The organism is Nitrospira moscoviensis (genome assembly GCF_001273775.1).
Taxonomy (GTDB): domain Bacteria; phylum Nitrospirota; class Nitrospiria; order Nitrospirales; family Nitrospiraceae; genus Nitrospira_D; species Nitrospira_D moscoviensis.
Map to the genome: position 1 here is coordinate 2,337,569 of NZ_CP011801.1, position 25,362 is coordinate 2,362,930.

Annotated in this window: 15 protein-coding genes; 10 read left to right on the forward strand and 5 right to left on the reverse strand. The window is 64.4% G+C overall.

What is annotated here, in order from left to right; translation table 11 throughout:
• Window positions 1-7 precede the first annotated feature (7 nt).
• Window positions 8-1,549, reverse strand: coding sequence for an OmpA family protein (locus tag NITMOv2_RS11585; protein WP_053380014.1), 1,542 nt, complete (start codon window positions 1,547-1,549; stop codon window positions 8-10).
• Window positions 1,550-1,919: 370 nt separating this feature from the next.
• Window positions 1,920-5,222, reverse strand: a complete 3,303-nt coding sequence (locus tag NITMOv2_RS11590; RefSeq protein ID WP_145976290.1) for an AsmA-like C-terminal domain-containing protein — start codon at window positions 5,220-5,222, stop codon at window positions 1,920-1,922.
• Between the two features lie 337 nt (window positions 5,223-5,559).
• On the opposite strand from NITMOv2_RS11590, the gene NITMOv2_RS11595 reads away from it, so the two are divergent.
• The 8 genes from NITMOv2_RS11595 to NITMOv2_RS11630 all read left to right on the forward strand — a co-directional run bounded on the left by NITMOv2_RS11595 (window position 5,560) and on the right by NITMOv2_RS11630 (window position 16,205).
• Window positions 5,560-6,654, forward strand: a complete 1,095-nt coding sequence (locus NITMOv2_RS11595) for a glycosyltransferase family 4 protein (protein WP_053380016.1) — start codon at window positions 5,560-5,562, stop codon at window positions 6,652-6,654.
• Between the two features lie 37 nt (window positions 6,655-6,691).
• On the forward strand, window positions 6,692-8,026 hold the full coding sequence (locus NITMOv2_RS11600; RefSeq protein WP_053380017.1) for an MFS transporter: 1,335 nt from the start codon (window positions 6,692-6,694) through the stop codon (window positions 8,024-8,026).
• A 44-nt stretch (window positions 8,027-8,070) separates the two neighbouring features.
• Entirely contained in the window at window positions 8,071-8,874 is an 804-nt protein-coding gene (locus tag NITMOv2_RS11605; RefSeq protein ID WP_053380018.1) for a BON domain-containing protein, read from the forward strand.
• Window positions 8,874-10,175, forward strand: a complete 1,302-nt coding sequence (locus NITMOv2_RS11610) for an MFS transporter (RefSeq protein WP_053380019.1) — start codon at window positions 8,874-8,876, stop codon at window positions 10,173-10,175. Before NITMOv2_RS11605 ends, NITMOv2_RS11610 begins: the two co-directional genes overlap by 1 nt.
• Before the next feature lie 36 nt (window positions 10,176-10,211).
• Window positions 10,212-12,380: an amylo-alpha-1,6-glucosidase gene (locus NITMOv2_RS11615; protein ID WP_053380020.1), complete on the forward strand. Its 2,169-nt coding sequence runs from the start codon at window positions 10,212-10,214 to the stop codon at window positions 12,378-12,380.
• Between the two features lie 131 nt (window positions 12,381-12,511).
• Window positions 12,512-13,450: a carboxypeptidase-like regulatory domain-containing protein gene (locus NITMOv2_RS11620; protein ID WP_238590345.1), complete on the forward strand. Its 939-nt coding sequence runs from the start codon at window positions 12,512-12,514 to the stop codon at window positions 13,448-13,450.
• Between the two features lie 98 nt (window positions 13,451-13,548).
• Window positions 13,549-14,811 (forward strand): cation:proton antiporter, encoded by a 1,263-nt coding sequence (locus NITMOv2_RS11625; protein WP_053380021.1) that lies wholly within the window; start codon window positions 13,549-13,551, stop codon window positions 14,809-14,811.
• A gap of 212 nt (window positions 14,812-15,023) precedes the next feature.
• Window positions 15,024-16,205 carry a hypothetical protein gene (locus tag NITMOv2_RS11630; RefSeq protein WP_053380022.1) on the forward strand — a complete coding sequence of 394 codons (1,182 nt, stop codon included), beginning with the start codon at window positions 15,024-15,026 and terminating at the stop codon, window positions 16,203-16,205.
• Between the two features lie 14 nt (window positions 16,206-16,219).
• Here the strand turns inward: NITMOv2_RS11630 and NITMOv2_RS11635 are convergent, their stop codons facing one another.
• Window positions 16,220-17,047, reverse strand: coding sequence for a peptidoglycan-binding domain-containing protein (locus tag NITMOv2_RS11635; RefSeq protein WP_053380023.1), 828 nt, complete (start codon window positions 17,045-17,047; stop codon window positions 16,220-16,222).
• Between the two features lie 365 nt (window positions 17,048-17,412).
• Window positions 17,413-19,062, reverse strand: a complete 1,650-nt coding sequence (locus NITMOv2_RS11640) for a mechanosensitive ion channel family protein (protein WP_187299187.1) — start codon at window positions 19,060-19,062, stop codon at window positions 17,413-17,415.
• Between the two features lie 91 nt (window positions 19,063-19,153).
• On the opposite strand from NITMOv2_RS11640, the gene NITMOv2_RS23925 reads away from it, so the two are divergent.
• On the forward strand, window positions 19,154-19,459 hold the full coding sequence (locus NITMOv2_RS23925; RefSeq protein WP_053380025.1) for a hypothetical protein: 306 nt from the start codon (window positions 19,154-19,156) through the stop codon (window positions 19,457-19,459).
• A 423-nt stretch (window positions 19,460-19,882) separates the two neighbouring features.
• Entirely contained in the window at window positions 19,883-20,374 is a 492-nt protein-coding gene (locus NITMOv2_RS11655) for a hypothetical protein (RefSeq protein WP_053380027.1), read from the forward strand.
• Between the two features lie 90 nt (window positions 20,375-20,464).
• Here the strand turns inward: NITMOv2_RS11655 and NITMOv2_RS11660 are convergent, their stop codons facing one another.
• The gene (locus tag NITMOv2_RS11660; RefSeq protein WP_053380028.1) at window positions 20,465-25,237 is read right to left on the reverse strand and encodes a response regulator; all 4,773 of its coding nucleotides are present in this window, start codon (window positions 25,235-25,237) and stop codon (window positions 20,465-20,467) included.
• Between the last annotated feature and the right edge of the window lie 125 nt (window positions 25,238-25,362).

Genomic DNA, 25,362 nt, shown 5'->3' on the forward strand with positions numbered 1-25,362 from the left:
TGGCAGCCTAGCGGTCGGCGTTCACGATCTCGGCCAAATCCTTGGGATACAACACGATTTCGATGCGCCGATTGCTGGATTTACCCGCTTCGGTGTCATTGGATTCGACCGGTCTCGTATCGGCGTAGCCGCCCGCGGAGATCATGGTGCGATCGATCCCGCCTTCCTCGATGAGGTAGCGCACGACGCTCGTCGCCCGCGCCGTCGACAGTTCCCAGTTCGTCGCGAACTTCTCGCGCAGCTTCACGCCGATCGGCACGTTGTCGGTATGGCCTTCGATACGGATTTGCTTGTCCGCCACCTTCTTGAGCACGTCGCTGACCTGCTTCAGCACCTTGAGGCCGGCAGGCTTCACCTGGGCCTGACCGGAATCGAACAAGACCCGGTCCACCATGTTGATGGTGAGCCGGTCCCGGACCTGTTTCAGCTTGATGTCGCCCTTCGCGATTTCGTCCTGCAGCGACTTGGCCAGGTCGTCATGGGTCTTCGTCAAGCGCTGGATTTCCGCTTCCTTGGCGGCCCGTTCCTGCTCCAGTCTGGCCTTCTCCGCCTCTTCGGCCTTGAGCCGCCGCCGTGCCTCTTCCAGATTCGCCGCGAGTTGCTCCCGCTCCTGTTTCACGCGGGCCGCCTCTTCCAGCTTCGCTGCAAGCTGCTCACGCTCCTGCTTCAAGCGGGAGGCCTCCTCACCGAGCGCCGCCAACTCGTTCGTGAGCGCGGCCACGCGCTGCTTGGTTTTTTCCTGATCCTCGGCCAGCAAGGCGGCTTTGGCGGCAATGACATTCCGGTCCGCCGCCTCTTGGCGCAACGTGCCGATCAGCTGATCGCGCTCGGACAGCCGTCTTTCCAGATCCTTCGCGCGCGCCGCGTCGGTTTCCAACTCCCCCGCCCGTTTCTGCAAGCGGGCGATTTCCTCCTGAGCCGTCGTCGTCCCGCCCATCAGCCGCTGCTTGTCCTGCTGCAGCGCGGCCACCTTGTTCTGCTCGGCCTCCAGTTTGGCCGTGAGATCCCGCGCCCTATTCTCGGCGTCTGCCAAGGCCGCGGCGATCGCCGTCTTCTCTTTCTCCAGCGCGGCCATCTGCTTGTTGGCGTCGTCAACCGCTTTAGCCGCCGCCGCGGATTCCTGTCGGGCGGTCTCAAGCTTCCGCTCCAGGTCATCGGACTTGACGCGGAGCAGATCCCGTTCCCGCCGCAACTCCCCGGCCGTGATCTGAGCCTGCCGGGCTTCTTCCTCAAGCTTCTTGGCTTCTTCTTCCAGCCGGCGTTGGCCCGCCAAGGCGCGGTCCAGATTTTCGTTGGACGTCACCAAGGCCTGCCGTGTCCGGCTACCGGCCGCCTGTTCGGCGGACAATTCCTGCGCCAGCTTCGCCTTCTCGTCTTCCAGCGCCTTAACGAGCGCGTCGGCTTGCCTCTTCGCGCGCTCCAGCTCTCCCGCCGAAGATTTTTTTAAGGCCTCCAGTTCTTCGAGCGTCTTGGTATGGGTCTCCGTGCTGACGCAGCCGGAGGCCAGCAGTGAAACAAGCATCGCGGCAAGACAGATGTGGTGTCGCATCGCAATCTCCCTTCAGGTTTGATGACAGCTCACCGCAGGCGCAGGTCGGCTGGGAACAAGGACATCCGGGGCTGCACCGAGCGCGATGACTTGAGCCGGAACAATGGAACTTAACGGACGAGCATGGCAAGCCTCCTTCGTCGATGACCCGCCGCCCGCATCGGCGGTGCCAAGAGTCAGGCAATCGTCCGCGAGAAGCAAGAGGAAAACCTGAGCGGACCCTGAGCCTGCAATAGCGGAGCAACTCTTTCTCCCGTCTGGTCTTTGCCGCCCTTCGCGACCGATCCGCCCTTGGTGACCGAGCGCCTTGCCCCGGCGTACAAACACCACAGGTGTTGGCCTAAGAACACAGCCGCGGCCTTCCCCCTTCTCAGGGAGCCAGGGGCTCCAGCAACTTCTGCGGAAGCGTGACCGCGTTCATCAACACGTCGACGGCCAGGCGCGGGTAGCCGGTCAACCCCGCGGCGATCGATTCAATGGGCAGGTACCGCACGTCGGGATCGTTCCGGGGTCCTTTGACCTCGAAGAGAGCGGTGGTCAGGCCCGGCCGGTCTCCGGCGAACAGCGTCCCGAACAACGGTATGTTCTCCACCAGATCGGCATAGGCCTCGAGCGGGCTCACGGCGAGCGCGAGATCCAATTCATCGGCGGCCATATCCAACGTACCGGCTGCACTGATTTCGACCACGGGACTGTCGAACACGATATTCTCCGAGCGCAGGAGACCATTCTCCGCCGTCACGGTGGCGGACACCCGATCGAACGGAATGCCGCCATGATCCAGATCCACGCGGTCCTTGAGCAAGGCCGGGAGATTGAGAACCTTCAGCACCTTGGGCAGCACCGTTCCATGGATGACCCGACCTTCGTCGATGCGAAGACGCAGCGGATCGAGCGTTCGCAAAGTCTTCACCGGAGAGGAATCACCGCCGACCGTTACGGACAGCGCTCCCTTGACCGCCAACAGCCCGCGGACAGGGTCGGCGTCCGGATCGACGAGCGCCGTCAGGTGATGGACCGGGACGCCGTTCACATCCAGCTCCCCGCGGAGATCCATGGCGCCGGCCGGGGATATGTCGGCTCGCAGGTGTCCCTTGAGCAGGCCTTTCGGCGTTTCCCCAACCAGGTGCGCCAATTCCAGTCGCCCCCCGCCTGCCGTCAGGCGCCCTGACAAAGCGCGCAACGTCAGCCGCCGGTAATGGGCTTGGCCGATCATCATGGTCACGTCCGCCCGGCCGAGTTCGGTCCACCGCCTGATCCGTTTGAAGGCCGCCGATCCTCCCCTTTCGTCGCCGCCCTCCATCCGAAGCAGCCTGGTCAGATCGAGTTTCGAAGATTCGACCGTGAGCCTCGCCGACGGCGCGCGCAACCACTCCTCCACCAGGCCGCGCACCCTCACGTCGCTCTCGCCAATCTTGAAGGCCAGCCGCTCGATCATGGCGTTGCGCCCGTCCAGCAGCAGGCGAAAGGACACCGCGCGTAACGGATCTCGTAGCCCCTCGACCGTGAGGCTGCCGTGCTTCAGTTCGATCCAACCGGAACCCGTCCATCGGCGCCAATTCAGCCCCCGCCCTCTGAGGGAGAACGAGGCGCGCAGCAATCCGTCCGTGACGTGCGCGCCGGACGCGGCGTCGGTCAATCCGGTGAGCGCCGTCGGTTCCATTCCGACGGACGCCGTGAATCGGGGCTCTGCGCCCAGCCGGATATCGGCATGGCTCTCGACAAGCACGGACGGCAACCGGACCGCAAACCGGTGCACCGATATCCGCGTACGCCCGGCTATCCGGCCCTCGAACTCCACGGTGGCGGCGACGCCTCGGCGCTTTTCGACGACAGGCGGCAGTCGAACTTCCGCTTGTCCGAGATCCATATACCCATTCCACCTCAGATCCTGTGCAGGGCCGGACAGCCGGACCGACGACCGAACCGGACCGTCGAGGGTGAGACCGGACAGACTCGTCGAGAGGGACTGGCGCTCGAAGAGAAACGCGGCCAAGGCGGCTCCGTCTGACGACAGGTTCACGGTCACATCGTCGAGGCGCGGCGCAGCGCTGCGTTCGACGGGACCCTGGACATCGAAGACGATCGGACCGATCCGGCCCCGCACCTGCTTGAGCTCGACAAATCCCGGCGTCACCTCCACCGCCCCCTCCACCTGTTCGACAGCGAGATTCCAGCCAGGCAGGCGGCCGCCGAGATCATGCCCTTTCACCTCCGCCTTGACGAGCTGTATGTGCCCATCCGGCGCCAGTGGGCCGGCAACATGGACCCCAAACTGCACCTCGCCCTTCAGGTCCCGCAGCGCCTCCATACCGGCCCCGCCGAAGGTCTGGACGAGCGAAAGCAGCGTCTCGGTCCGGCCCGTCCCGCTCATCCGAAGGTCAAGAGTCGGCGCCAGATTCATGTGAGACAAAACGAACCCACCGTCTGCCACCGCCACGTCGGCGACACGGCCGGCCAGGTTCATGGCCTCGACGTGCACGGGGTCGAAGAAGAGGGTGCCGGACGCCTTCTGCAACGGGATTCTCGCCGGTCCGAATACCCCCTGCCCTCCAGAGAATTTCGCGACTCCATTCCACTCCATCTCCCTCAGCGAATCCGATCGGCCGCGCACCGTCGCCGACACCAGTTCAAGAGTTCCGTCCAGTTCATGTTCCTCCACCGACGACCGGATGTTTGGCGGAACCCAACCGGCCGGGACGCGCCGGAGCAGAGTGTGCAGACCGACCGGAGAACTGGAGCCGGTGACGGTGTAGGTCGCCGGCTCCGGGCCATGCCGGCGGACAGCCGCCTGTCCACGCAGTACGACCCAGCCCAATCCGGCTTCGATGCGGGAGACCGTGGCATCGTACCCCGCGGGCCCCCAGTGAATGACTGTCTCCGCGGAGAGATCGATCGGATCCGGCCGGGACGCGCCTGCGAAGCTCGCCGGAGACCCCCTGAGCCAGGACGGGAAATCAAAGCGGCTGAGGCGGAGCGACCCTTCGAATTGCGCGTGCGGCGTCTGTCGGACAGGCGAAGATCCGATCGAAACGCGGGCGAGCGCCAGCGTGCCGAACACGTCGAGTCTACCTCCGTTGCCGACATGCGCCGTCATCAAGACCTCGGCTTCGGTGCGGAACAGGTCCGTCTGGATGGTCGCCATAACTTCCGTGATCTCGGCTGTGGGGGGCTGCGCACTCTCCGTTTCGGCCACGAAGTGCACGATGCCTCGGTGGATCTGAAGATCGGGAAGCCGCCAATCCCATGTAAAGGCGCCGGTCCCGGACTGCGGCTGGGTCGCGGAGGCCAGGGGAATCCGCCACTCCCCGCTTGCCTCCTGCACGACGATCAGATGAGGCTCCTCCAACACCGCCTTGACGATCGCCAGCCGTCTCTTGAACATCGGCCACCAGCGCACGGTGAAGGACCCGTACCGGCTACGAAACACCGCCGGTCCGCCCTGCCGTGGCCGCACGGCCATATCCCAGAACTCGACGGTCAGCCTGGGAAACACATGGAGGCGGGCCGCCGCCACTTCGACGCCTGTATCGACCTTGAGCCTGTTTAGAATCAGTGGTTGGACGGCTGAATAGTTGACGACGAGCGTCAGGGCGGGCATGAACACGATCAGCACGCCGGCCGCCAGAAACCACCGTGGGACGAGGCGAGCTTGTTGTGATCGTGGTCTCATAGAATCTCGGGACGGCGGCGGACCCGGATGCGACCGCCTCGCGTCTCGACCGTACAACCGTTCTCCACACGCGTTCGTACCATGGGCTCACTTCTGGGGTACCAAAACGCCTCCCCCTAAACACTGGACAAAGTCGCCCATCTTTTCCCGGATTTGTCCACTATCCTTACGGCCGGGCCTCTGTTTCAATGCATCCCATGCATCAGTCCAGAGCCATCCGGCCCGCACTGGACATATCGCGATCGTAGCCGAGCGTTTTGTCCGTTGTCTCCTACGCCGCAGCCCGATATCGTGTGGCCGGAAAGAGATCGATCATGTTTGACGGAAAGGACCATCGATGAACATCGCGCAAGTCGCTCCATTGTGGGAAAGCGTGCCGCCGAAGCTGTACGGAGGAACGGAACGCATCGTGTCCTATGTCACGGAGGAACTGGTCCGCATGGGCCACGACGTGACGCTTTTTGCGAGCGGCGATTCGCACACGGAGGCTCGGCTGGAAGCGGTCTGTCCGCAGGCCCTGCGCCTCAACACGGGCATCTTCAACCGGGATGCGCCGCTCATCATGTTGCAGGAACGCGCGCTGGGCGCCGGGACGGATTTCGACATCATTCATTCTCATCTGGATTTTCTCGGATTCCCCCTCGGGCGGAGAAATCCGACGCCCGTCGTCACGACATTGCACGGGCGGCTCGATCTGCCGGAGCTGGCATCCGTCTTCGAGGAATATGACGAGATGCCGTTGGTGTCCATCTCCGACGCCCAGCGCCGGCCGATTCCCTGGGCGAACTGGCAGGCTACGGTGCACCATGGATTGCCCCGCGATCTGTACGGTTTTCATCCGCGCTCCGACGGCTATCTCGCGTTCCTGGGCCGCATCGCGACCGAGAAGCGGCCGGACCATGCCGTCGAGATCGCGAAGCGCACCGGCTTCCCGCTGCGCATCGCGGCAAAAGTCGATCCGGCGGATCAACAGTACTACCGCTCCACGATCGAACCGCTCCTCGACCATCCGCTGATCGAATTCATCGGTGAAATTTCGGACGCCGAAAAAGACGACTTCATCGGCCACGCCGCCGCCTTGGTGTGCCCCTACGACTGGCCCGAACCGTTCGGGCTGGTGCTGATCGAGGCCTTGGCCTGCGGCACGCCGGTGATCGCCTACCGGCGGGGGTCCATCCCGGAAATCATCGAGCACGGCGTCACGGGGTTCGTCTGTGAGTCGCTGTCCGAGATGGCGGACGCCGTCCAGCGGATTCCGACCATCGACCGACGCAGGTGCCGCGCCGCGTTCGATGCGCGCTTTACCGCGGACCGGATGGCGCGCGATTACGTCGCCTTGTACGAACGCATCATCGAGGAGCGGACGGTCCGCATCAGGCCCCGGCCTCGCGCCGACCGATCCCGGCTGTCCCATCGTCCCGCCTTCGGGTGAGGTGATAACCGTGCGCGACGCATCGGAGGGAGGCGCCATGCTCATATCATCCGAAGACAAGACAATGGGGGCCCCGCAGGCGGCCAAGTCCCGCGGATGGGACTTGCTCACAACCAAGGATTTCGGCCTGCTGTTCGCCGGGCAAACCGTGTCCCAGATCGGCGACAGCTTGAATAAAGTCGCCCTGTTGTGGTTCGTGTACGAGTTGACCGGCTCGGCCATGAAGATGGCGATGGTGGGACTCCTCCAGACGCTCCCTCCCCTGTTGTTCGGCCCCCTCATCGGCGTCTATCTGGATCGGTTTCGAAAGAAACCGGTCATGATCGTCGTGGACCTCGTGCGCACCCTGGCGGTTCTGCTGATTCCTCTCCTCTATCTGTTCGACGCCTTGACGCTGGAACGCCTGTACGTCCTCGTGTTCATCACCGCCGTGGTGTCGACTATTTTCGGTCCAGCGCTTGCGTCTGCCGTGCCCTTGATTGCGCCGAAGGACCGACTCATCGCGGCCAACGCCTTGATGCAATCGACCACGAACGTCGGCCTCCTCGTCGGCCCCGCGGCGAGCGGGATCGGCATTGCGCTGATCGGCGCTCAGAACGTGCTCTACGTCGATGCGGCCACCTTCCTCCTGTCCGCCCTCTGCCTGGTCCCCATTCGCATGCGCGAAACGCCCCCACCGGCGGGGGCCGGGTGGACCACGGGGATCGGGCGGGATCTGCTGGCCGGATTTCGCTTCGTGTTCGTCGAACACAAGACGGTGTTCCTGTTGATGGTCACCGCTACGCTCTACAGCCTGGGAATCAGCGCGTTCGTCTTTCTGCTGCCGGTGTTCGCCAAAGACGTCCTGGACGTCGGTCCGATCCAACTGGGCTGGTTGTGGTCGTCGCTTGGAATCGGCATGCTGATCGCCTCCCTTGGCCTGGCCACGATCAGGCAGGGCGACGTCTCCCAAAGGCTGCGCCTGATCTCAGCCGCCCTGGCCGTCGGCGGCCTCTGCGTCGGTGGATTGGGTTTTCTGCAGGCTCCGCTGGCGGCGGGCGCGATGATCGCGCTCATCGGCGGCAGCACGGCCCTGTTCACCCCGCTGGTCTGGGCGATGCTTCAGGAATTGACGCCGGCCCATCTGCTCGGCCGGGTGTTCACCAGCTTCGCGACCGGCGGCATGGCCTCGTCCATGGCGGGCATGGCGGGGTTCGGATGGGCCGCCGACGCCATCGGTCCCGGCGCCAGTCTCGGAGGCATCAGCCTGATTCTCCTGCTGACCGCCGTCGCGGCAGGACTGATGAGCCGAGCAAGGCCTCATCCGCCGGCTCCGGTACGCGCGGCCTCCCCGGCCTATTATTCCGCCGGACCGGCGATCGTTCATTCCTAGGAGAGCCGGCGTGGCCGGTCATCCGGGTATCCACACGAAGACGCATGGAATCTCTCTCGGTCTCAAGAATCCGGCTCGTTCTGGCCCTGTCGCTTCTGTGGACCGGTTCCGTGGCGGCCGCCGCGGACTCCCAGGAGAAGGGACAGGCGTCGAGCCCTATGCCGAAGCTCTCCGCCGAACCGAAGCCTTCAGCTGAACCGAAGCTGTCCACGGAACCGAAGCCACCCGCTGAGCCAAAACCGTCCACCGAACTGAAGCCATCCATTGAGCTGAAGCCATCCACGGACGCGAAACCGTCCGCCGAGCCCAAGCCGTCCGGGGAACCGACGCCCAAGCCTCAGCCGGCGCCACAGCCCAAACCAGACCTCTCGCCGGAGAAAGAGGCCGCCAGGAAACCGATGGGTTCCCTGATCCTGACCGTCAAGCTCGCCTTACTCGCCGACCCCCGGCTCTTTCAGTACGACCTGGAGGTCGATGCGGATGAACAGACCGTCACGCTGGCGGGGCGCGTCGCGCATGAGGAGGACATTGGGGACGCCGCAGCGGTCGCACGCGCGGTTCCGGGGGTCCAGTCCGTCGTCACCAAGCTTCACATCGATAAGACGCTGGCGCAGGCGTTGTTGAAAAGGCAGGACGAACACATCACCGCCTTGATCAAAGAGCGGTTCGCCAGAAGCGCCACGCTGAAAGCGGCCAACTTCGACGTGAAGACGGAGGGCGGCATCGTCTGGCTCAGCGGCTCGGTACGGTTCCAGGTGTTCGCGCTCGAAGCGGCCGAAGCGGCGCGGCACGTGCCGGGCGTGCGCGCCGTCAAGACCGATCAGGTCCGGCTGGAGGGCGAGAGCTAATGCACGGCCCGCCGGGCCGCCCGTCATGTTCTCCCGCCATCGCGGATGCCACGGAACGGTACACGGAGAGTCGCGGAGAGGCGGCACCCCGCCCGTTGCTGCTGACCCGTGATTTCGGGCTCGTCTGGTCCGGACAGCTCATCTCCCAGATTGGAGACGGCATCTCGAAACTCGCTCTCCTCTGGTTCGTATACGCCATCACCGGCTCCCCGCTCAAAACCTCGGTGATCGGGCTCCTTCAGACCATTCCCCCGATCGTGCTGGGTCCCATCATCGGCGTCTACGTCGACCGGCTGCCGAAAAAGCTCCTGCTCGTCGTCAGCGACGTGCTGCGCGCCGTAACGATCGGCTTGATACCCTGCCTGATCCCCGTGGAATGGTTCACCGTGTCCGTGCTCTACGGCCTCGTCCTCCTGCATGCGGTCTCGACGGCCGTGTTCGGACCGGCGCTCACCGCCGCAGTCCCCGCCATCGTGCCGCCTCGTCACTTCACCGCCGCCAACGGACTGCTGCAGGCGACGACCAGTCTCGGGATCGTGTTCGGTCCCGCGCTGAGCGGGCTGGGAATCGCCGCCTACGGCTCGCAGGAAGTGTTGTGCCTCAACGCGGCCACCTATCTGGCGTCGGCCGCCTGCCTCATGCTCGCACGGTTCGCCGACCCGGCCGCGGCCGGTGTCCGAGCGGCGGCGCGCTCGTCACTCTGGCGCGATCTGCTCGAGGGCCTGCGCCATGGGATCGCACGCCAACCCGTAATATTACTGTTGACCGGCACGGCCGCGCTGTATACGGTCGGCACCAGCGCCCTTACGGCCTTGTTTCCGGTCTTCGCCAGGAAACTGCTGGACCTGGGGCCGGTGGAGATCGGGTACTTATGGTCGGCGATGGGCATCGGCTTGCTGCTGACCTCCATCGGGCTCCAATGGGTTACGGATTGGCCTCTCCACGAGCGGGCGCGCCTGGTCGTGAGTACCAGCTTGTTGAGCAGCGCGGCCGCCGTCGGATTGATCTGGACGTCCGATCCCTACATCGCCGGCGTGCTGATGGCGCTGATCGGCGCGGGCATGGGCGCGTTCACTCCGATCGCCTGGGGCATTCTTCAGGAGTCGGTGCCGCGCCGCATGATCGGCCGCGCGCTGGGATTGTACGGCACGGCGGCCATGACGGCGGCCATCATCAGCATCAGCCTGTTCGGCTGGATCACCGAGCGATTCGGTCCGCAAACCGCCTTGCTCGGCGTCGGGCTGGCGCTCGGCCTCACCGGACTGCTGGCCGGTAGAATGAAACGGACGGCCGCCGGCTAAGATACCCCGGCGTGCGTGCCCGCACGAGAGTCCGCGATGGACGACGTCATCCGCTGGAACGATCAATATTATATTCTCGCGACCTCCACGATGGCCGACGACCGCGTGGAAGTGCTCAAGCAGGGAGAGACGTTCGGCGTCTTCGATCGGTACGGCGACGTTCATCCGATCCTGCCCAGCCCGTTGGGGCTCTACCACGAGGGCACGCGGTTCCTCTCGCGGTTCGAGTTGCTCATCGGGAGCCAACGCCCTCTGCTGTTGAGCGCGACGGTGAAGGAGGACAATACGCTCCTCACGGTCGATCTCACCAACCCCGACATGCTGTCGGACGGTCACGTGGCGGTGCCCCGCGACGTGCTGCACCTGTGCCGCACGCGGTTCCTCTGGAGAGGCGCCTGCTTCGAGCGCATCCGGGTCTACAACTACGGCCACGACAACATTCCGTTGAATCTGTCCTTGGCCGTGGGGGCGGACTACGCGGATCTGTTCGAAGCCAGAGGCCACGAACGGGCCCGCCGCGGCTCCCGTCTGGCGACGATCCCGTGCGAGGATGGACTGATCCTGGGCTACGAAGGACTCGATCGGGCTACGCGCCGCACGCATGTGCGCTGCCGTCCGGCTCCATCCGGCGTCGGCACGGATTGCCTCCGGCTTGAAACCGTGATGCGGCCCCACACCGACATCACGTGGGACGTGACCGTCGCCTGCGAGATCGATCGGCCCGCCCCGCATGTCTTCATCGCCTATGACCGGGCGCACGCCGAATCCCAGGAGACGCTGGAGGCCGGCAAGGCCGGCGACTGCCACGTGTACACTTCGAACGAACAGTTCAACCACTGGCTGAACCGCTCGGCCGCCGATCTGCACATGATGATTTCGGAGACGCCGCAGGGGCCCTATCCCTACGCCGGCGTGCCCTGGTTCAGCGCGCCGTTCGGCCGGGACGGCATTATCACCGCCCTCGAGCTCCTCTGGGTGAATCCCGCGGTCGCGCGCGGCGTGTTGGCGTTTTTGGCCGCCACGCAAGCCACGGAGACGGTGCCCCATCAGGATGCCCAGCCCGGCAAAATCCTTCATGAGATGCGCCGCGGAGAAATGGCCGCGCTGGGAGAGATCCCGTTCGGCCGTTACTACGGCACCGTGGATGCGACCCCGCTGTTCGTCATGCTGGCGGGCGCCTATTACAAGCGGAGCGGGGATCGTGCGTTCATCGAAGCCCTCTGGCCCAACATCGAACGGGCCTTGCGTTGGATCGACCGCTTCGGCGATCCGGCCGGCACCGGCTTTGTCACATACGCCCGCCAGTCCAAGAACGGGCTCGTGCACCAGGGATGGAAGGATTCGCACGATGCGATCTTCCACGCCGACGGCAGCGCCGCGCCCGGACCGATCGCCTTATGCGAAGTCCAAGCGTACGTGTATCAGGCCAAACAGACGGCGGGCGACTTGGCCGAGCTTCTAGGACATGTCGCCCGGGCGCAGGAACTCCGCCGGGAGGCTGATGCCCTCCGCGAACGGTTCGAGCGGGCGTTCTGGTGCGAAGACCTCGGCACCTATGCGCTGGCGCTGGACGGCGCCGGCCGCTCCTGCCGGGTCCGCGCGTCCAACGCCGGCCATTGCCTCTGGGCCGGCATTGCCGATCCCGAGCGCGCGGCGCGCACGGCGCGCCTGCTGTTGAGCCCCGCCTGCTTCAGCGGTTGGGGCGTGCGCACGATCGCGACCTCGGAAATCCGCTACAACCCCATGTCGTATCACAACGGGTCGGTCTGGCCGCATGATAATGCCCTGATCGCGGCGGGCATGGCGCGGTACGGCCATCACGAGGGCGCGCTCCGGATCCTGGCCGGCCTCTTCGACGCCAGTCTCTTCCTCGACCTCCATCGTCTGCCCGAATTATGGTGCGGCTTTCCCCGGCGCCCCGGCGAAAGTCCGACGCTCTATCCGACCGCCTGCGCGCCGCAGGCCTGGGCCGCCGGGGCCGGCTTCCTGCTGCTGCAATCCTGTCTCGGCCTGGAGATCGACGCGCCGCGCCGGCGCGTCGCATTCACCCGCCCCGTCCTGCCGCCCTTTCTCCGGCGGGTCGAGCTCCGCAATCTCGCGATCGGAGCCGCGCGCGTCGATGTGGCGCTGGATCGCCGGCCGGATCATGTTGAATTGAGCGTGAGCCGCGGCAGCGCCGGCGTGGAAATCGTCATGGTCGGCTAGCGGGCGTCGGGGATTGCGTCTTGTCCAAGAAAACGCGCACGTGGTAGATGGTATACGAGACGGGCAGAACGGGAGCGACCGCGACGTGTCGACAGCATGTGGAGAAACCCCATCGACGTGAGGAGGACGACATGATGATCGGATTGACTGGAGCACGAGGCGCCGCAGCGGCTCTCGCGATCGGGACAGCAGCGGCCGGAGTCGCTCATGCCTATGAACCCGTCACCGTCACCGACGGCGGCACGATCGCCGGTCTCGTGCGCTTGGAGGGCTCCGTTCCCAAGCCCAAAGGCTACAATCTCACGACACTCCCGGATCAGGTCTATTGCGGCCGCATTTCCGACGGCCAAGGTTGGCGTCTGCTGCAGCCGTTCGACGTCGATGCCGACGGAGCGTTCCGCGGCGTGGTCGTGTACCTGGAATCGATCGAGAAAGGAAAGCCGTTCCCGGAAACGCCGCCGCCGCGCATCGAAGCGAAAGACTGCCGGTTCCTGCCGTTCGTCAACCTCGTCCGCGATCACCACGATGTCGTCGTCGTCAACATGGATCCCGCCATGCACGACATCCAAGCCTACGAGACCTCGCACCTCGGCCCGCGGGTCCTGTTCAACGTGCCGCTGCCGATCAGCGCGAAGTATCCGCAGCAGGCCGGATTGAGCGCGCATTTCCATAAGCACTATGAGGGCACGCCGATCACCCAGACGGTCCATATGACCAAGGGACGGCGTGTCTTCACGATGCAGTGCGGCTTTCATGCCTATATGGAAAGCTGGGCGCTCGTGCAGGAGCATCCCTACTATACGGTGACGAACGAGCACGGGCGATTCCAATTGACCGGCGTGCCGCCGGGGACTTACCGTGTCAAGGTCTGGCATCCGTACGTCCATGACGACATCGGCGAATCCGTGACGATCGAACCGAACGCCGAAGCCGAGGTCTCCCTGGCGGTGCCGGCCCCGACCGGACGCCTGTACGCCAATCAAATGGTCGAGAACCCCTACAACCGCTACAAAATCACCGAAGACGACCAAAGCCAGATCGTGCCGACACTCGAGAAGCAACGGTATTGAGATCGCGCCGGCCCGATCGGGTGACAAGACGACCTGCGGCGCCGCCGCACCAGCGTTGTGCGCGCCGAACCGCCGGGCGGGGGAATTGATGTGCGCGCATGCCTCTGATTGAAACTCTGACCATCCTCATCTGTCTCGCCGCCCTGTTCAGTTACGTCAACCATCGCTGGCTCCAGCTCCCGATGACCATCGGGCTGATGGCGGTGGCGCTGGTCTTCTCGCTCATCCTGATCGGATTGGGAAAACTGGGCATGGGCGTCGAGGCGGAGGCGGCGCGGTTCATCGGCGCCATCGATTTCAACGAGGCGTTGATGCACGGGATGTTGGGCTTCCTGCTGTTCGCGGGCGCCCTGCACGTCAAGCTCGACGAATTGCTCGACCTGAAATGGGTCATCGGCACATTGGCGGTGGTCGGGACCATCCTCTCCAGTCTGATCACCGGCCTCCTGGGCTATTGGCTGTTCGACCTGGTCGGCCTGCCCCTGCCCTTTCTCTATTGCCTGCTGTTCGGTGCGCTCATCGCGCCCACCGACCCCATCGCGGTCATGGGCGTGCTGCGCCAGGCGCGCCTGCCCAAAGCGCTGGAGCTCAAGATCGTCGGTGAATCACTGTTCAACGACGGCGTCGGCGTCGTCATTTTTCTGGTGGTGCTGAACCTGCTGCCGAAACCGGCGGTCCATCCGACCGACGTGGCGGCGCTGTTCCTCACCGAGGCGGTCGGCGGCGCGGCGCTCGGTCTGGCGCTGGGCTATCTCGCCTATCGCATGTTGAAGTCGGTCGACAACTACCAGGTGGAGATTCTGATCACGTTGGCATTGGTCATGGGCAGCTTCCTGCTCGCCGATTGGCTCCATACCTCGGGACCCATCGCCGTCGTGGTCGCCGGGCTCCTGATCGGCAACCACGGGCGCCAGTGGGCGATGTCGGCTTCCACCCGGGAGCATCTGGACAACTTCTGGGAGTTGCTCGATGAGCTGCTCAACGCCGTCCTGTTCGTCCTGATCGGGCTGGAAGTCCTGGTCTTGAGCTTTCAACGCCCCTACTTGCTGGCCGGCCTCGTCGCGATTCCGCTGGTTCTGTTCGCCCGCTGGATCAGCATCGTGGCGCAGGTCAAGGCCTTCAGCCTCGTGCGAGCATTCACCGATCGCACGATCACCATCTTGACCTGGGGCGGCCTCAGAGGAGGCATCTCGGTCGCGCTGGCGCTGTCGCTGCCGCCCGGCTCAAGCCGGGACGCCGTCGTCACGATCACGTACATCGTCGTGGTCTTTTCCATTCTCGGACAAGGGCTCACACTGAGCCGTGTCCTGAATACGGAGGCCGCGTCACGGCCCGCCGGCGCCCCCGTCCCCGTGGAATGACGGCGGATCGGACTCCGTGCGCTTTCTATCCGACGACGGCCGTGATGACGACATTCGTTGCCTTCGGTCCGGCACACCGACGCGGAGCTGAGTGAAAGGAGGGACTTCTCGCCATGCTATCTTCGTTTGCCTCTGACACGCCGAGCGGCGACCGCTGGCATCCGATCGCGAGGTGTCCTATGAATGGGCCGAGCAGAACGTGGATCCCCGTGATGCTCCTCGGGGCTCTGCTGTCGGGCTGCCTTTCCCCGCTCGCGATGCATCGGGCGGTCCTGCAGTATGACGAAACCGTGCGCCAAGTCGAAGCGGAAATGCTGTTGCTGAACATCGCCCGGGCCAGGCACGGTTTGCCGATCCACTTCACCGGGGTGTCGAGCGTCGCGGCGACGTTCGACTTCCGGACCCAGGCCGGCTTCGGGGCTCAGCTCTTTGAAAACGGAGGTCCCGTCTTTGCGAAAAACTTCTATACCTTGAATCTCGGCGCCAGTGTCGCGGAAAACCCGACGATCGGCATCGTGCCGATCCAAGGCGAAGAGTTTACCAAGCGCATTCTCACGCCGATTGACGAGGCCAAGTTCGACTTTCTCATGACCCAGGGGATCGAGCCGGCGATCATCGTCCGTCTGCTCGCGCGGGGAATCGCCGTGGAGGAGGGCGAGCGGCGCGCCTTCTTTCTCAATCTTCCCCATCGGCGCAACGAGTACGCGGAGTTCCGGCGCCGCGTGCTGCACCTCTCCGCGCTGAATCTCGCCCGGCACCTGCATGTGGGACCCATCGAATACGAGGAGCCGTGGCCGCTCCCGTTGGATCATCCCCTCACGACGCAGGCGTTCGCGAAAGGGTACCGCTGGATCACCGACGAGGCCGGCGGAGCCTCGCAACTCAGCAGGCGGGTGATCGGCCGGATCGCCGTCACCAATTATCCGCTGTCGTCGCTCTCGAACGAGGAGCGGCAACGTCTTCAGCAGAAGGCCGAGCGCCATGCCGGGAATTATGTGCTGGTCGATGTCCGGCCCGGACACCCGGGGGGCGACTATCCCTGGCACGGACAGATCAAACTGAGAAGCTTCAACGCCATCGTCCATTTCGTGGCGCGCGGGATTGCGGACGAACCTGAGTTCGAGGTGAACCGGCATTCGCGAACCGGCCCGGTTTTGCGGAACCCTGACACGACGCTGAAGGTCTACGAGTCGTCGTCTCCGCAGTTCCCAGCGGCCTTTTCGATCACGCTCGAAGACCGCTGGTATGCCGTCGGACGCAACGGGACCCCGCCGGAGGAGGAATCGGAGCGGGCCTGGAACCGGGAAGCCTTCGCCGTGCTCGCGCAGCTCTATCAAATGACCGTCACCGACGTCGGCCGCGTCCTCACGCCGCCGATCACCATCGCCAAATGAGCCGCGGATCTTGTTCAGTCCGTCCCGACCCCGTACCGCGGCGCCGGCTTCGCGCTTATCGCGCGGCGTATCGCCCGGCTCAGTGCCCGCCAGGTTTGCGGCCCGACGACGCCGTCGGGATCGAGCCCGTGCCGGCGCTGAAATTTCGTGATCGCCACGTCGGTTTCCGGGCCGTACCGCCCGTCGACCGCCACGCGATGCCCGGCGCGCCGGAGCGCGCGTTGAATGAACCGGACGTCGTCCCCCGTCACCGGAGGCCGTTGCAACCATACTTGCCGGGCCAACACCACCCGCGGAGATTTTCGTCGAAGCGCGGCGTAGGTCGCGGGCCCCACGATCCCGTCGACCGTCAGCCGGTGAGCCCGTTGGAACGACCGGACCGCCGCCGCCGTTTCGGCGCCATAGACACCGTCGAGCCGAACCGGCATGCGATGGCCTCGGAGCATCCGTTGCAGTTTCAGGACCGCCGGTCCCGTACGCGGTGGATGCTCCAGAGAGAGCGGCGGCGCCGCCCCCTTCACGATGTGGTGGCGCGGCGGCGCCGTTGGCCTCGAGGAGACCGGCTCCGTCTCGCTCCGCCCTTCCGATGGAGTGAGACTCGGCATGGCGGCGAGACCGCCCACCGCCTCTGCCCCTGGGCTGGCCGGCATCTGCGCCTTCAGCGCGACCAGCTCCTCGTAGACCTTGGCGTGCTCGTCCAAGGCATCGTTCAGTTGGCTGCGCAACTGTTCGATTTCCGCCCGGAGCGCCGGCGGCCAATAGTCGCACCCGCTCAGACTCATCAAGGACAACAGGATCACTATGATGACGACCCCCACCACATACTTCTGTTCCGTTTCCATGCGCTCTCCCTCCGTGGTTTCGCTCCTCCCTTCCGCGCCGCCGACGGCGGGCGTGAGGGACGCCCTCACCCCACGGCCCATTGCGCGGCACGGTCGCGGGGGATCGCGAAACGAATACTGGCCGATCCGATGATCGAGTGAGGCGATTAACGAAGAACGCGTGCGGGGGGAGGATCGTACCCGTGCCTGAAATCGAATACGAGCACTTGCCGCGGACGCCGAAACCCGAACGACGACCGAACCGTGGTGCGGGGGATTGCGTTCAGCGGGCTCATCCTGTCCTCAATGACTGAACGCCTCTATAGCAAGATCGCGCCCCTTGTGCAACCGCGTTGGTTGATGGACGGTTCGGGCAACGGATCGGCTTATTCGGCGGGATCCGCCCGGCGTGGAGGAGGATTCCCGAGCGGCAGAATGCGGAAGGCCGGCGCCTGGTACCCCTTCGGCAGGTATTGGTCGGGAATCGTGGTGCGGTTGCCGTCCCGCACCTGCGTATAGTGCGGCGACATGATCTCGACGCCGGCCTCGTTGAACCGGTCCTGAATATGCTGGTGCAGCTCCGCGTAGATCGCCGCCATCAGGTTGGGCTGGTCGGTGTAGGCGTTGAGCTCGTACGTCACGTAAAAGTCGTCGAGACTGGTCTGATACACGAAGGGCTCCGGCGTCCGCAGAATATGAGTCGTCGCGCGGGCCGCGGCGATCAACAGCTCATGCACGGTCTGCCAGGGTGCGTCATAGCCGATGGTGACGCTGGTGTGCAGGATCAGCCCGTGCTCGTGCGCCGCGGAGCTGAAATTGATGATATGGCTCCCCAGCACCATCCCGTTCGGAATCGTGATGTCCACGTTCTTGATCGTCCGGATCCGGGTCACCAGCAGGGTTTTCTCCGTCACGTCGCCGACCGTGTCCGCGATCTTCACGCGGTCGCCGACCCGAAAGGGGCGCATGTAGGTCAGGACGACGCCGGCGACGATGTTGCCGATCGCGGCGGCCGATCCGAGCGAAATGAGCAGGCCGAGGAACACCGAGATCCCCCGGAAGCCCTCCGACTTCGAGCCGGGAATGTAGGGGAAACAGGCGATCGCGGCGAACACGATGACGAGAAACCGGACGATCTTATACGTCGGCTCGGCCCAGTCCCGGTGAAAGCCGGCGAAGGAAATCGCGCCGCGTTCGATGCCCGTGAAAATCAGCGCGATCAATTTGATGATATAGCGGGTGACGACCACGATCACGGCGATGGCGACGACATCCGGCACGTAGGTGGCGAAGGCCGCGCCGATGGCGCGCAGGGTCGAAAAGACGGCGTCGAACAGCGAGGCCGAAATACCCCGCGTCCACGGAAGGATCCCGAGGACGGTGGTCATGTAGGCATAGACGAGGAGGAGCACGGCGGCGACATGGACCGCCTTGGTCAATCCGACGAGCGCTCCGGCGATCTGGTGGGAGGACAAGACCTCCACGCGTTGCAACTTGATCGGCCGGATGACCGTCCCCCGCCAGCCTTCGATTTTGCTTTGCAGTTTGGGGAACAGCTTGTGAAACACGATCAGCAGGGTGACGAAGATCGCGGTGTCGAGCAACGCCAGCAGCGCGTCGATCGTCAGGGCTTTGAAGGTGACCTCCTCGCGCGACCGGGCCAGCGCCGCTTCCGCCACGCCGGCGTAGGCGTTGGCGGCCTCCGTGCGCGAGAGCCCTGTGGGCGCGGCGTCGCGGTCCGTGACGGTCATGAGGACCGTGTCGCCGTACAGCAGCTCGCTGGTCACCTCCCGATCCGCCGCGGTGACGTGATGGACGCCGGTGAACGGATCGTTCGCCAGCTTCGCCAGCCGCTCGGCGACGCTCCGCGCCCGTTCCTCCGGTGTAAAGGCGCCGATCCGATCGTAGAGGACGAAGAGCGTCTGGCCTTCGAACACCACCGGCGCACCCTGCGGAGGCGCTTGGGTGATGGCCGGGGCGGCCGTTTGCCCCGCCGCAAAGAGAGGCAGCGCCAGCAGGACAGTCAGGACAATCAAGGCAGCAGCCATCATCGAAACGTGAGAAACCGGCTCCACTCGGGGAACCGCCCGACGGAAGGGCGAGCCGGCAGCCGGCCTGAGGAGGCTCATGTCGGAGGGTGAGACCCGTGAACCCGTCAAGCCCGATGTCGTCCGGGACCTGGGACGGACCATCTGCCTCGGCGCGCTCATTCCCTGGGCGATGTCCGCATTCATGCCGTTCCAGCCTCTCTTTTTCTTCGGTTGCCTCGCGGCCTTCGTCTTGCCGCGGTTCGTCTTCCGCAAACTGCGGGCGCCCGTAGTCGTCCACTGGTCCCGCCGGGATTCGATCTGGGTCCTGGTCGCCGTCGCCGTCACCATCGCCTATTTTTCCGCCCTCATCCCGTCGCGACTCGCGTCGTGGCTCGGGCTCTAACGGGCTTTCTTGCGCGCTGTTCTATAGCATTCCCGACGCCGCGACTCAATCCTCAGCCCGGACGACATGGGGCCTGTCAGGGGCTTGGCACGCGCGGGAGGATCCCAGACCACTGCGGCAAATCGGCCGTTCCAGTTGCAGGGCGGAAGAAGCAGATCAACAGAGGGAGGGGGCGCGTGGATGACGACGGCGGGCCGCCGAGGCTTCATTGCGGCGCTGGTAACTGAAGTGCTACACTCCCTCCATGGTTGACGATACCCACACCTCCTCGACGGACCCCGTCATCGAACTCTACAAACGCGACATTGATCGTACATTGTTGAGGGAGAACTTGAAGCTTACTGTCGAACAAAGATTCCGTCAGCTCCAAGAGCTCCAGCGTTTTGCAGCCGCATTGAGAAACGCGCCTCGGTCGCACAAAGAATGACCGATTTTGAAGGTCTCATCCGGGTCTTAGTTGAAGGTCAAGTCGAGTTCATTCTCGTGGGAGGCGCCGCCGCCACCGCCCATGGTTCATCCCGTCTCACGACCGATTTGGATGTTGTGTATGGCCGGTCAAAACAGAATCTGGACCGGCTCGCCTCTTGTCTTGCGCCACACCATCCCTATCTCCGCGGCGCACCAGAAGGATTGCCCTTTCAGTTCGATGCGCGGACGCTGAGAAGCGGTCTTAATTTCACTCTTATTACGGACTTAGGCGCCCTGGATTTGCTGGGAGAGATTCCCGGAGGGGGCCGGTACGAAGACCTGCTTCCTCATACCATTGAGCTCGACCTTTTCGGCGTGTCGTGCCGGTGCGTGACTTTGTCCAGATTGATAGACGTCAAGCGCGCCGCCGGCCGTCCTAAAGATTTCGATGCACTTGCCGAGTTGGAAGCCATCCGCGAAGAACAGGACTCCGGCGGCACGCAGTGAGCACCCTCCCGCCAGAGCACGACACGCCCCACAGTGAGGCCTGTTCTCGGGCTCATCACTGTTCGGAATGACTCGCCCTTCCGTCCCTCGTCACTGTTTCGCCACCGCCGCTTGAATCGCGCCATGTAAGTGTTCAACCGCGGCTTCTTTCGTCAACAGCCCTGCGGCGCCGGCTTGCAGCATGGCGGTCTGGTTGTCCCCGTCGGCGTTCACCGATAAGCCGATGACGATGGTGCCGGGATGGCGGGCCTTGATCTCGGCCGTCGCTTCGATGCCGTTTTTCTTCGGCATGTTGATGTCCATCACCACCACATCCGGGCGCAAGTCGTGGACGGCCGCCACGGCCTCGTCCCCGTTCCAGGCTTCGCCCGCCACTTCCACGTCGGCGTATCCGTCCAACACGGAACGGAGTCCCTGCCGCATCATGGCGTGATCGTCCACCAGCAACACGCGAATGCGATGAGGAAGGGCCGAGGTACGAGGGCCGAGCGCCGAGTTCGGATGATCCCATTTGGCGCTGAACTCCGGCTGACTCATCACGGCGGTCGCTCGACCCTCGGCCCTCGGCCCTCGGCACTCGCCGCCGCCCAGCGGCAAGACGAGCGTCGCCGTGGTGCCCTTGCCCGGCGCAGATTGAATGTCGAACGTTCCCCCCAACGCCCGCATCCGTTCGCGGATACTGAAGAGGCCGAACTTGGAGGAAATGCCGCCGTTAGGGTTGGTATCGGCAGCAGCAGCAGCAGCAGCAGCAGCAGCAGCAGCAAGATCGAAGCCGGCGCCTTTATCCTGCACTTCTATCCGCAAGTATCCATCATGCGGTTCGAGCGTCACCGTCACTTCGCCGGTCCCGGCATGCTTCCAAGAATTGATCAACAGCTCGCGGACGGACTGAAAGAGCAAGACGACTTGATCTTCAGGCAGCTTGAAATCCACCTGCTCCGGGACATTGACGGTGACGTTGAGATCGTGCTTTTTCATATAGTCGCCGAGCCACTTGAGGCCCGCCGGCAATCCATGATCCCGCAACACGGGCGGACTCAGATCCGCGACCAGCGACCGGGTGTACTGAAGCGCCTCCGTCAGCACGTCATCCAACTGCTTCATCGTCTCGATGCAGGCCGGCACGGCTTGCGCCGCGCGCTTTCCTTGGCCTACCTTCAACTTTCCTAAAACCAACGTCTGCTGGAGATGGTCGTGCAGCTCCGTCGCCAGCCGTTGCCGCTCGCGCTGCTCCGTCAGATTCAGCTCGGTGGCCAGCGCGCGCAGCCGTTCCTGCGACGCGAGCAACTCCCCGGTTCGTTCGGCCACCTGGCGCTCCAATTCCTGCGTAAACGTCGCCAGCCGAGCTTCGGTTTCTTTCCGCTCGGTAATGTCTATGGCGATGCCGATCGCACGCACCAGGCAGCCGGTCGCATCCCGTAAGATGGCCCCCTGCGACGCGATCCAGCGAACGGTCCCATTCTTCCACACGACGCGGAATTCGGTGTCATAGTCTCGCTCTCCGCGCAACGCCGCTTCGAATTGAGCCAGCACACGCGGCCGGTCTTCGGGATGAAGCTGGTCGGCCCAGGCTTCCATGTTGGGATGCGTGAATCCTTCCGGCTCACCGAACATCGGCCCGATGTACTTAGAATAGACCAGCCGTTGGCGCACCCGTTCGGACGCATCCAGACTGACGTCCCAGGTCCCCAGGTGGGCCGCCTCCATGGCCAGCCGGAGCCGTTTCTCACTTTCCCGTAGTGCCTCGTCGGCCCGCTTGCGCTCCGTGATGTCGTTGAAAATGATGGCGACCTTACGCTCGTCCGGGGCGCCGAGACGATACGCGTATCCTTCATACCAACGATGCAGCTGCGCCGCCGGATATTCGAACCGCCTGGGTTCGCCCGTCCGGGCGACGGCGCCGTACAGTTCAAACCAATGCGATTCGTGATCGAGGGCGATGTCCCGCATGCGCCTCCCGCGCGCCTGCTCGATGCCCGTTTGCCGTTCGAACGCCGGATTGACTTCGAGGAAGACGTAATCGACCGGCTTCATGTCGCTGTCGAACAATACCTGGATGACACAAAAACCTTCATCAATCGACTCGTAGAGGTGGCGGTAGCGCTCCTCGGAGCGCCACAGCTCCTCCTCCGCTAGTTTGCGATCGGTGATGTCCGTAAAGATATTGATGGCGCCAAGAATGGCGCCGTCTTCGCCTGCGACGGGATCGATATTGACGAGGGCATGCCGGCGGGAGCCGTCGGGCCGCTCGATGACGACCTCTTGGCCGCGATAGTGCGTTCCGTTGTGAATGGCATCGGCCATGGGATTGCACGTGTGCGGCATCGGAGTGCCGTCCGGCAAATAGAGTTTGAATGCTCCGCAAAATTTCTCGTCTTCCTCGCCGACTTTAGGACTGCGCCCCCAGAGCTCTGCGGCTCGCTCGTTGTAGAACGTAATCCGACCCTGCCGGTCGCACGTATACATCGCGGCCGGCATCATCAAGACAAGATTCCTATATTGTCGCTCGCTTTCGCGTACGGACGCTTCCGCGTCGCGCCGTACCCGGGCCAGATCGAGATGCGCCTGGACGCGGGCGAGCAATTCGCGGGCGCTGAACGGCTTGATGAGATAGTCGTCGGCGCCGTGCTCCAACCCTTCCACACGAGCCTCTTCACCCGCCCGGGCGGACAGCAGGATGACCGGGATGGTCCGCAACTGTGGGTCGGTCCGCAGCGCCTGCAACAAACCGAAGCCGTCGAGCACCGGCATCATGACATCACTCAAGACAAGATCCGGCTTCCGTTTGCGCGCCGACGCCAGCGCGGCATCGCCGTGCGGAGCCGTGTCGACGGCATAGCGCTCAGACAGCAGCCGCGCAATGTACTCCCGCATGTCGGCATTGTCGTCCACGACAAGCACCAAGCGCCGGCGGGCCTGCGCATCATCGGCGGACGCCGGGCAGGGCACGGGCAACAAATCATGCCGGGGCAACTCCTCGATGGTGCCGGGTGTCGCGTCCGGCAGCCACCGCAGCGCCTCTTCGACAAACGGGCTTGCGCCGAGCGCCGTGGAGGAACTGCGGCCCACTCCGATTTGGTCCGGCGGGAGATGCGACCGTCCCAGCGGAACCTTCACGATAAAGCTCGTGCCCTCACCCAATTGGCTTTCCGCTCGCACGCTCCCCCCGTGGAGCTTCACCAGTTCCTGCACCAAGGCCAGCCCGATACCGCTGCCTTCATGCGTGCGGCTTCGCACATTATGGACCCGGTAGAACCGCTCGAACAGCCGCGGCATCTCTTCGGCGGGAATGCCGACGCCGGTGTCTTTGACGCGCAATGTGACGCTGCGCATGGGCGAGTTTCGCGAGACTGGCGAGGAATGCGCGACTTGAGCGGAACTTGTCTCGCTTGTCGCGCGAGTCTCGCTCGTCTCGCTGAGACTCACCTCGATCTCTCCTTCGAACGTAAATTTGAAGGCGTTCGAAAGTAGATTGAGGACGATCTGCTCCCACATATCGCGATCGACGTAGACCGGCTCGGAGAGCGGCGGGCAATCTACTACCAGCTTCAATCCGGCGCGTTCCGTCGCCGAACGGAAGCAACTCGCCAACTCGGCGGTGAAGGCGGAAAGGTCCGTGGGCTCATACCGGGCTTGGACGCGCCCGGCTTCGATGCGGGAAAAATCGAGCAGAGTGTTGACCAGACGCAGCAGCCGGATCCCGTTGCGATTGACGATTTCCAACTGGCCTTTGGCGGCGGGAGGCAACTCGCTGTGGCTCTTGGCCAGCAACTCTTCGACCGGGCCCAGCATCAACGTGAGCGGCGTGCGAAATTCATGGCTGACGTTGGAGAAAAATATCGTCTTCGCGCGGTCTAGCTGGGCCAACGCCTCGGCGCGGCTGCGCTCGGCCTCGAAGGCTTCGGCGCCGGCCATCGCCGCGGTGACGTGGCCGGCGAGCGACTGGAAAAAGGCGCGGTACTCGTCGTCGAGCGCGCGCCGCGGGCTCACGCCCGCCACCAGCAGCATGCACGGCGCCGTTCGACCGGGCGCGGCGACCGGGAGCACGAGCGCTTCGCTCACCGGCTCGGGCCAGCCGCCGGCGCGAATCTCGCCAAAGCGGGCGGCGACATCCGCGACGTGCTGCGGGCGGCCGCTTGCGGCGGCTTCGGCGAGCGGCCAGGCGGCGGCAGCGGTGGCCGGGCCTTCGGTCAAGCCGACCGCGCGGGCGAGCGAGGCGCTCCCGACGCCGTGCGCCGTGCGATATAAGAGCGCAAACGGCACGTCGAGCTGCGCGCCGGCCAGCGCCCCGGCGGCGGATTCGATCACCTCCTCCATCGTCTTGGCGGACCCGAGACGCGCGGCGATTTCGCGCAGCAGGCCTGTGCGCCTCGCGTTCACGACGCGGTAGGTCGTCTCGATGACGACGTTGAAAATCCCGGCGACCCGACCGCCGGCTTCGCGAATTGGGTTGAACGTGTAGTCGAAGTAGCACTCCTCGACGTAGCCGTGACGGCGCATCGCCAGCAGGCTGTCGTGGTTGAACACGCCGACGCCGGTTTGCATCACTTTTTTGAACATCGGCTGAATCGATTCCCAAATTTCCGGCCAGACCTCTACCGCGGGTCGCCCGAGCGCCCAGGCATGCTTGCCGCCGAGAATGGGGCGCCAGGCGTCGTTGTAGAGCAGCGCAAGCTGCGGCCCCCAGTAGATCGCGATCGGAAAGGCGGAATCGAGGCACAAGCCGAGCGTGGAGCGCAAGCTCTCCGGCCAGCCGTGCGGCGGCCCGAGCGGCGTCGCGGAGAAGTCGAACCCGCGCATCCGCTCGCCCATCTCGCCCCCGCCGTTCAGAAAGTCCAGCGCCCGCTGTGTGCTCTCTCTCATTGATGCACCTCGACACAAGCTGCGCTGGTTTAATCGGCAACCAGTCGGCTCATGTTGACTCTTGAATCGTCACCGCGGTCCGTCTATCCACCATCTCCCGAATCGCCCCATACAACTGCTCGACC

Coding starts and splice junctions, on each gene's coding strand:
- NITMOv2_RS11585 (WP_053380014.1), bottom strand. CDS start 1,549: ATGCGACACCACATCTGTCTTGCCGCGATGCTTGTTTCACTGCTGGCC.
- NITMOv2_RS11590 (WP_145976290.1), bottom strand. CDS start 5,222: ATGAGACCACGATCACAACAAGCTCGCCTCGTCCCACGGTGGTTTCTG.
- NITMOv2_RS11595 (WP_053380016.1), top strand. CDS start 5,560: ATGAACATCGCGCAAGTCGCTCCATTGTGGGAAAGCGTGCCGCCGAAG.
- NITMOv2_RS11600 (WP_053380017.1), top strand. CDS start 6,692: ATGCTCATATCATCCGAAGACAAGACAATGGGGGCCCCGCAGGCGGCC.
- NITMOv2_RS11605 (WP_053380018.1), top strand. CDS start 8,071: ATGGAATCTCTCTCGGTCTCAAGAATCCGGCTCGTTCTGGCCCTGTCG.
- NITMOv2_RS11610 (WP_053380019.1), top strand. CDS start 8,874: ATGCACGGCCCGCCGGGCCGCCCGTCATGTTCTCCCGCCATCGCGGAT.
- NITMOv2_RS11615 (WP_053380020.1), top strand. CDS start 10,212: ATGGACGACGTCATCCGCTGGAACGATCAATATTATATTCTCGCGACC.
- NITMOv2_RS11620 (WP_238590345.1), top strand. CDS start 12,512: ATGATGATCGGATTGACTGGAGCACGAGGCGCCGCAGCGGCTCTCGCG.
- NITMOv2_RS11625 (WP_053380021.1), top strand. CDS start 13,549: ATGCCTCTGATTGAAACTCTGACCATCCTCATCTGTCTCGCCGCCCTG.
- NITMOv2_RS11630 (WP_053380022.1), top strand. CDS start 15,024: ATGCTCCTCGGGGCTCTGCTGTCGGGCTGCCTTTCCCCGCTCGCGATG.
- NITMOv2_RS11635 (WP_053380023.1), bottom strand. CDS start 17,047: ATGGAAACGGAACAGAAGTATGTGGTGGGGGTCGTCATCATAGTGATC.
- NITMOv2_RS23925 (WP_053380025.1), top strand. CDS start 19,154: ATGTCGGAGGGTGAGACCCGTGAACCCGTCAAGCCCGATGTCGTCCGG.
- NITMOv2_RS11655 (WP_053380027.1), top strand. CDS start 19,883: ATGACCGATTTTGAAGGTCTCATCCGGGTCTTAGTTGAAGGTCAAGTC.
- NITMOv2_RS11660 (WP_053380028.1), bottom strand. CDS start 25,237: ATGAGAGAGAGCACACAGCGGGCGCTGGACTTTCTGAACGGCGGGGGC.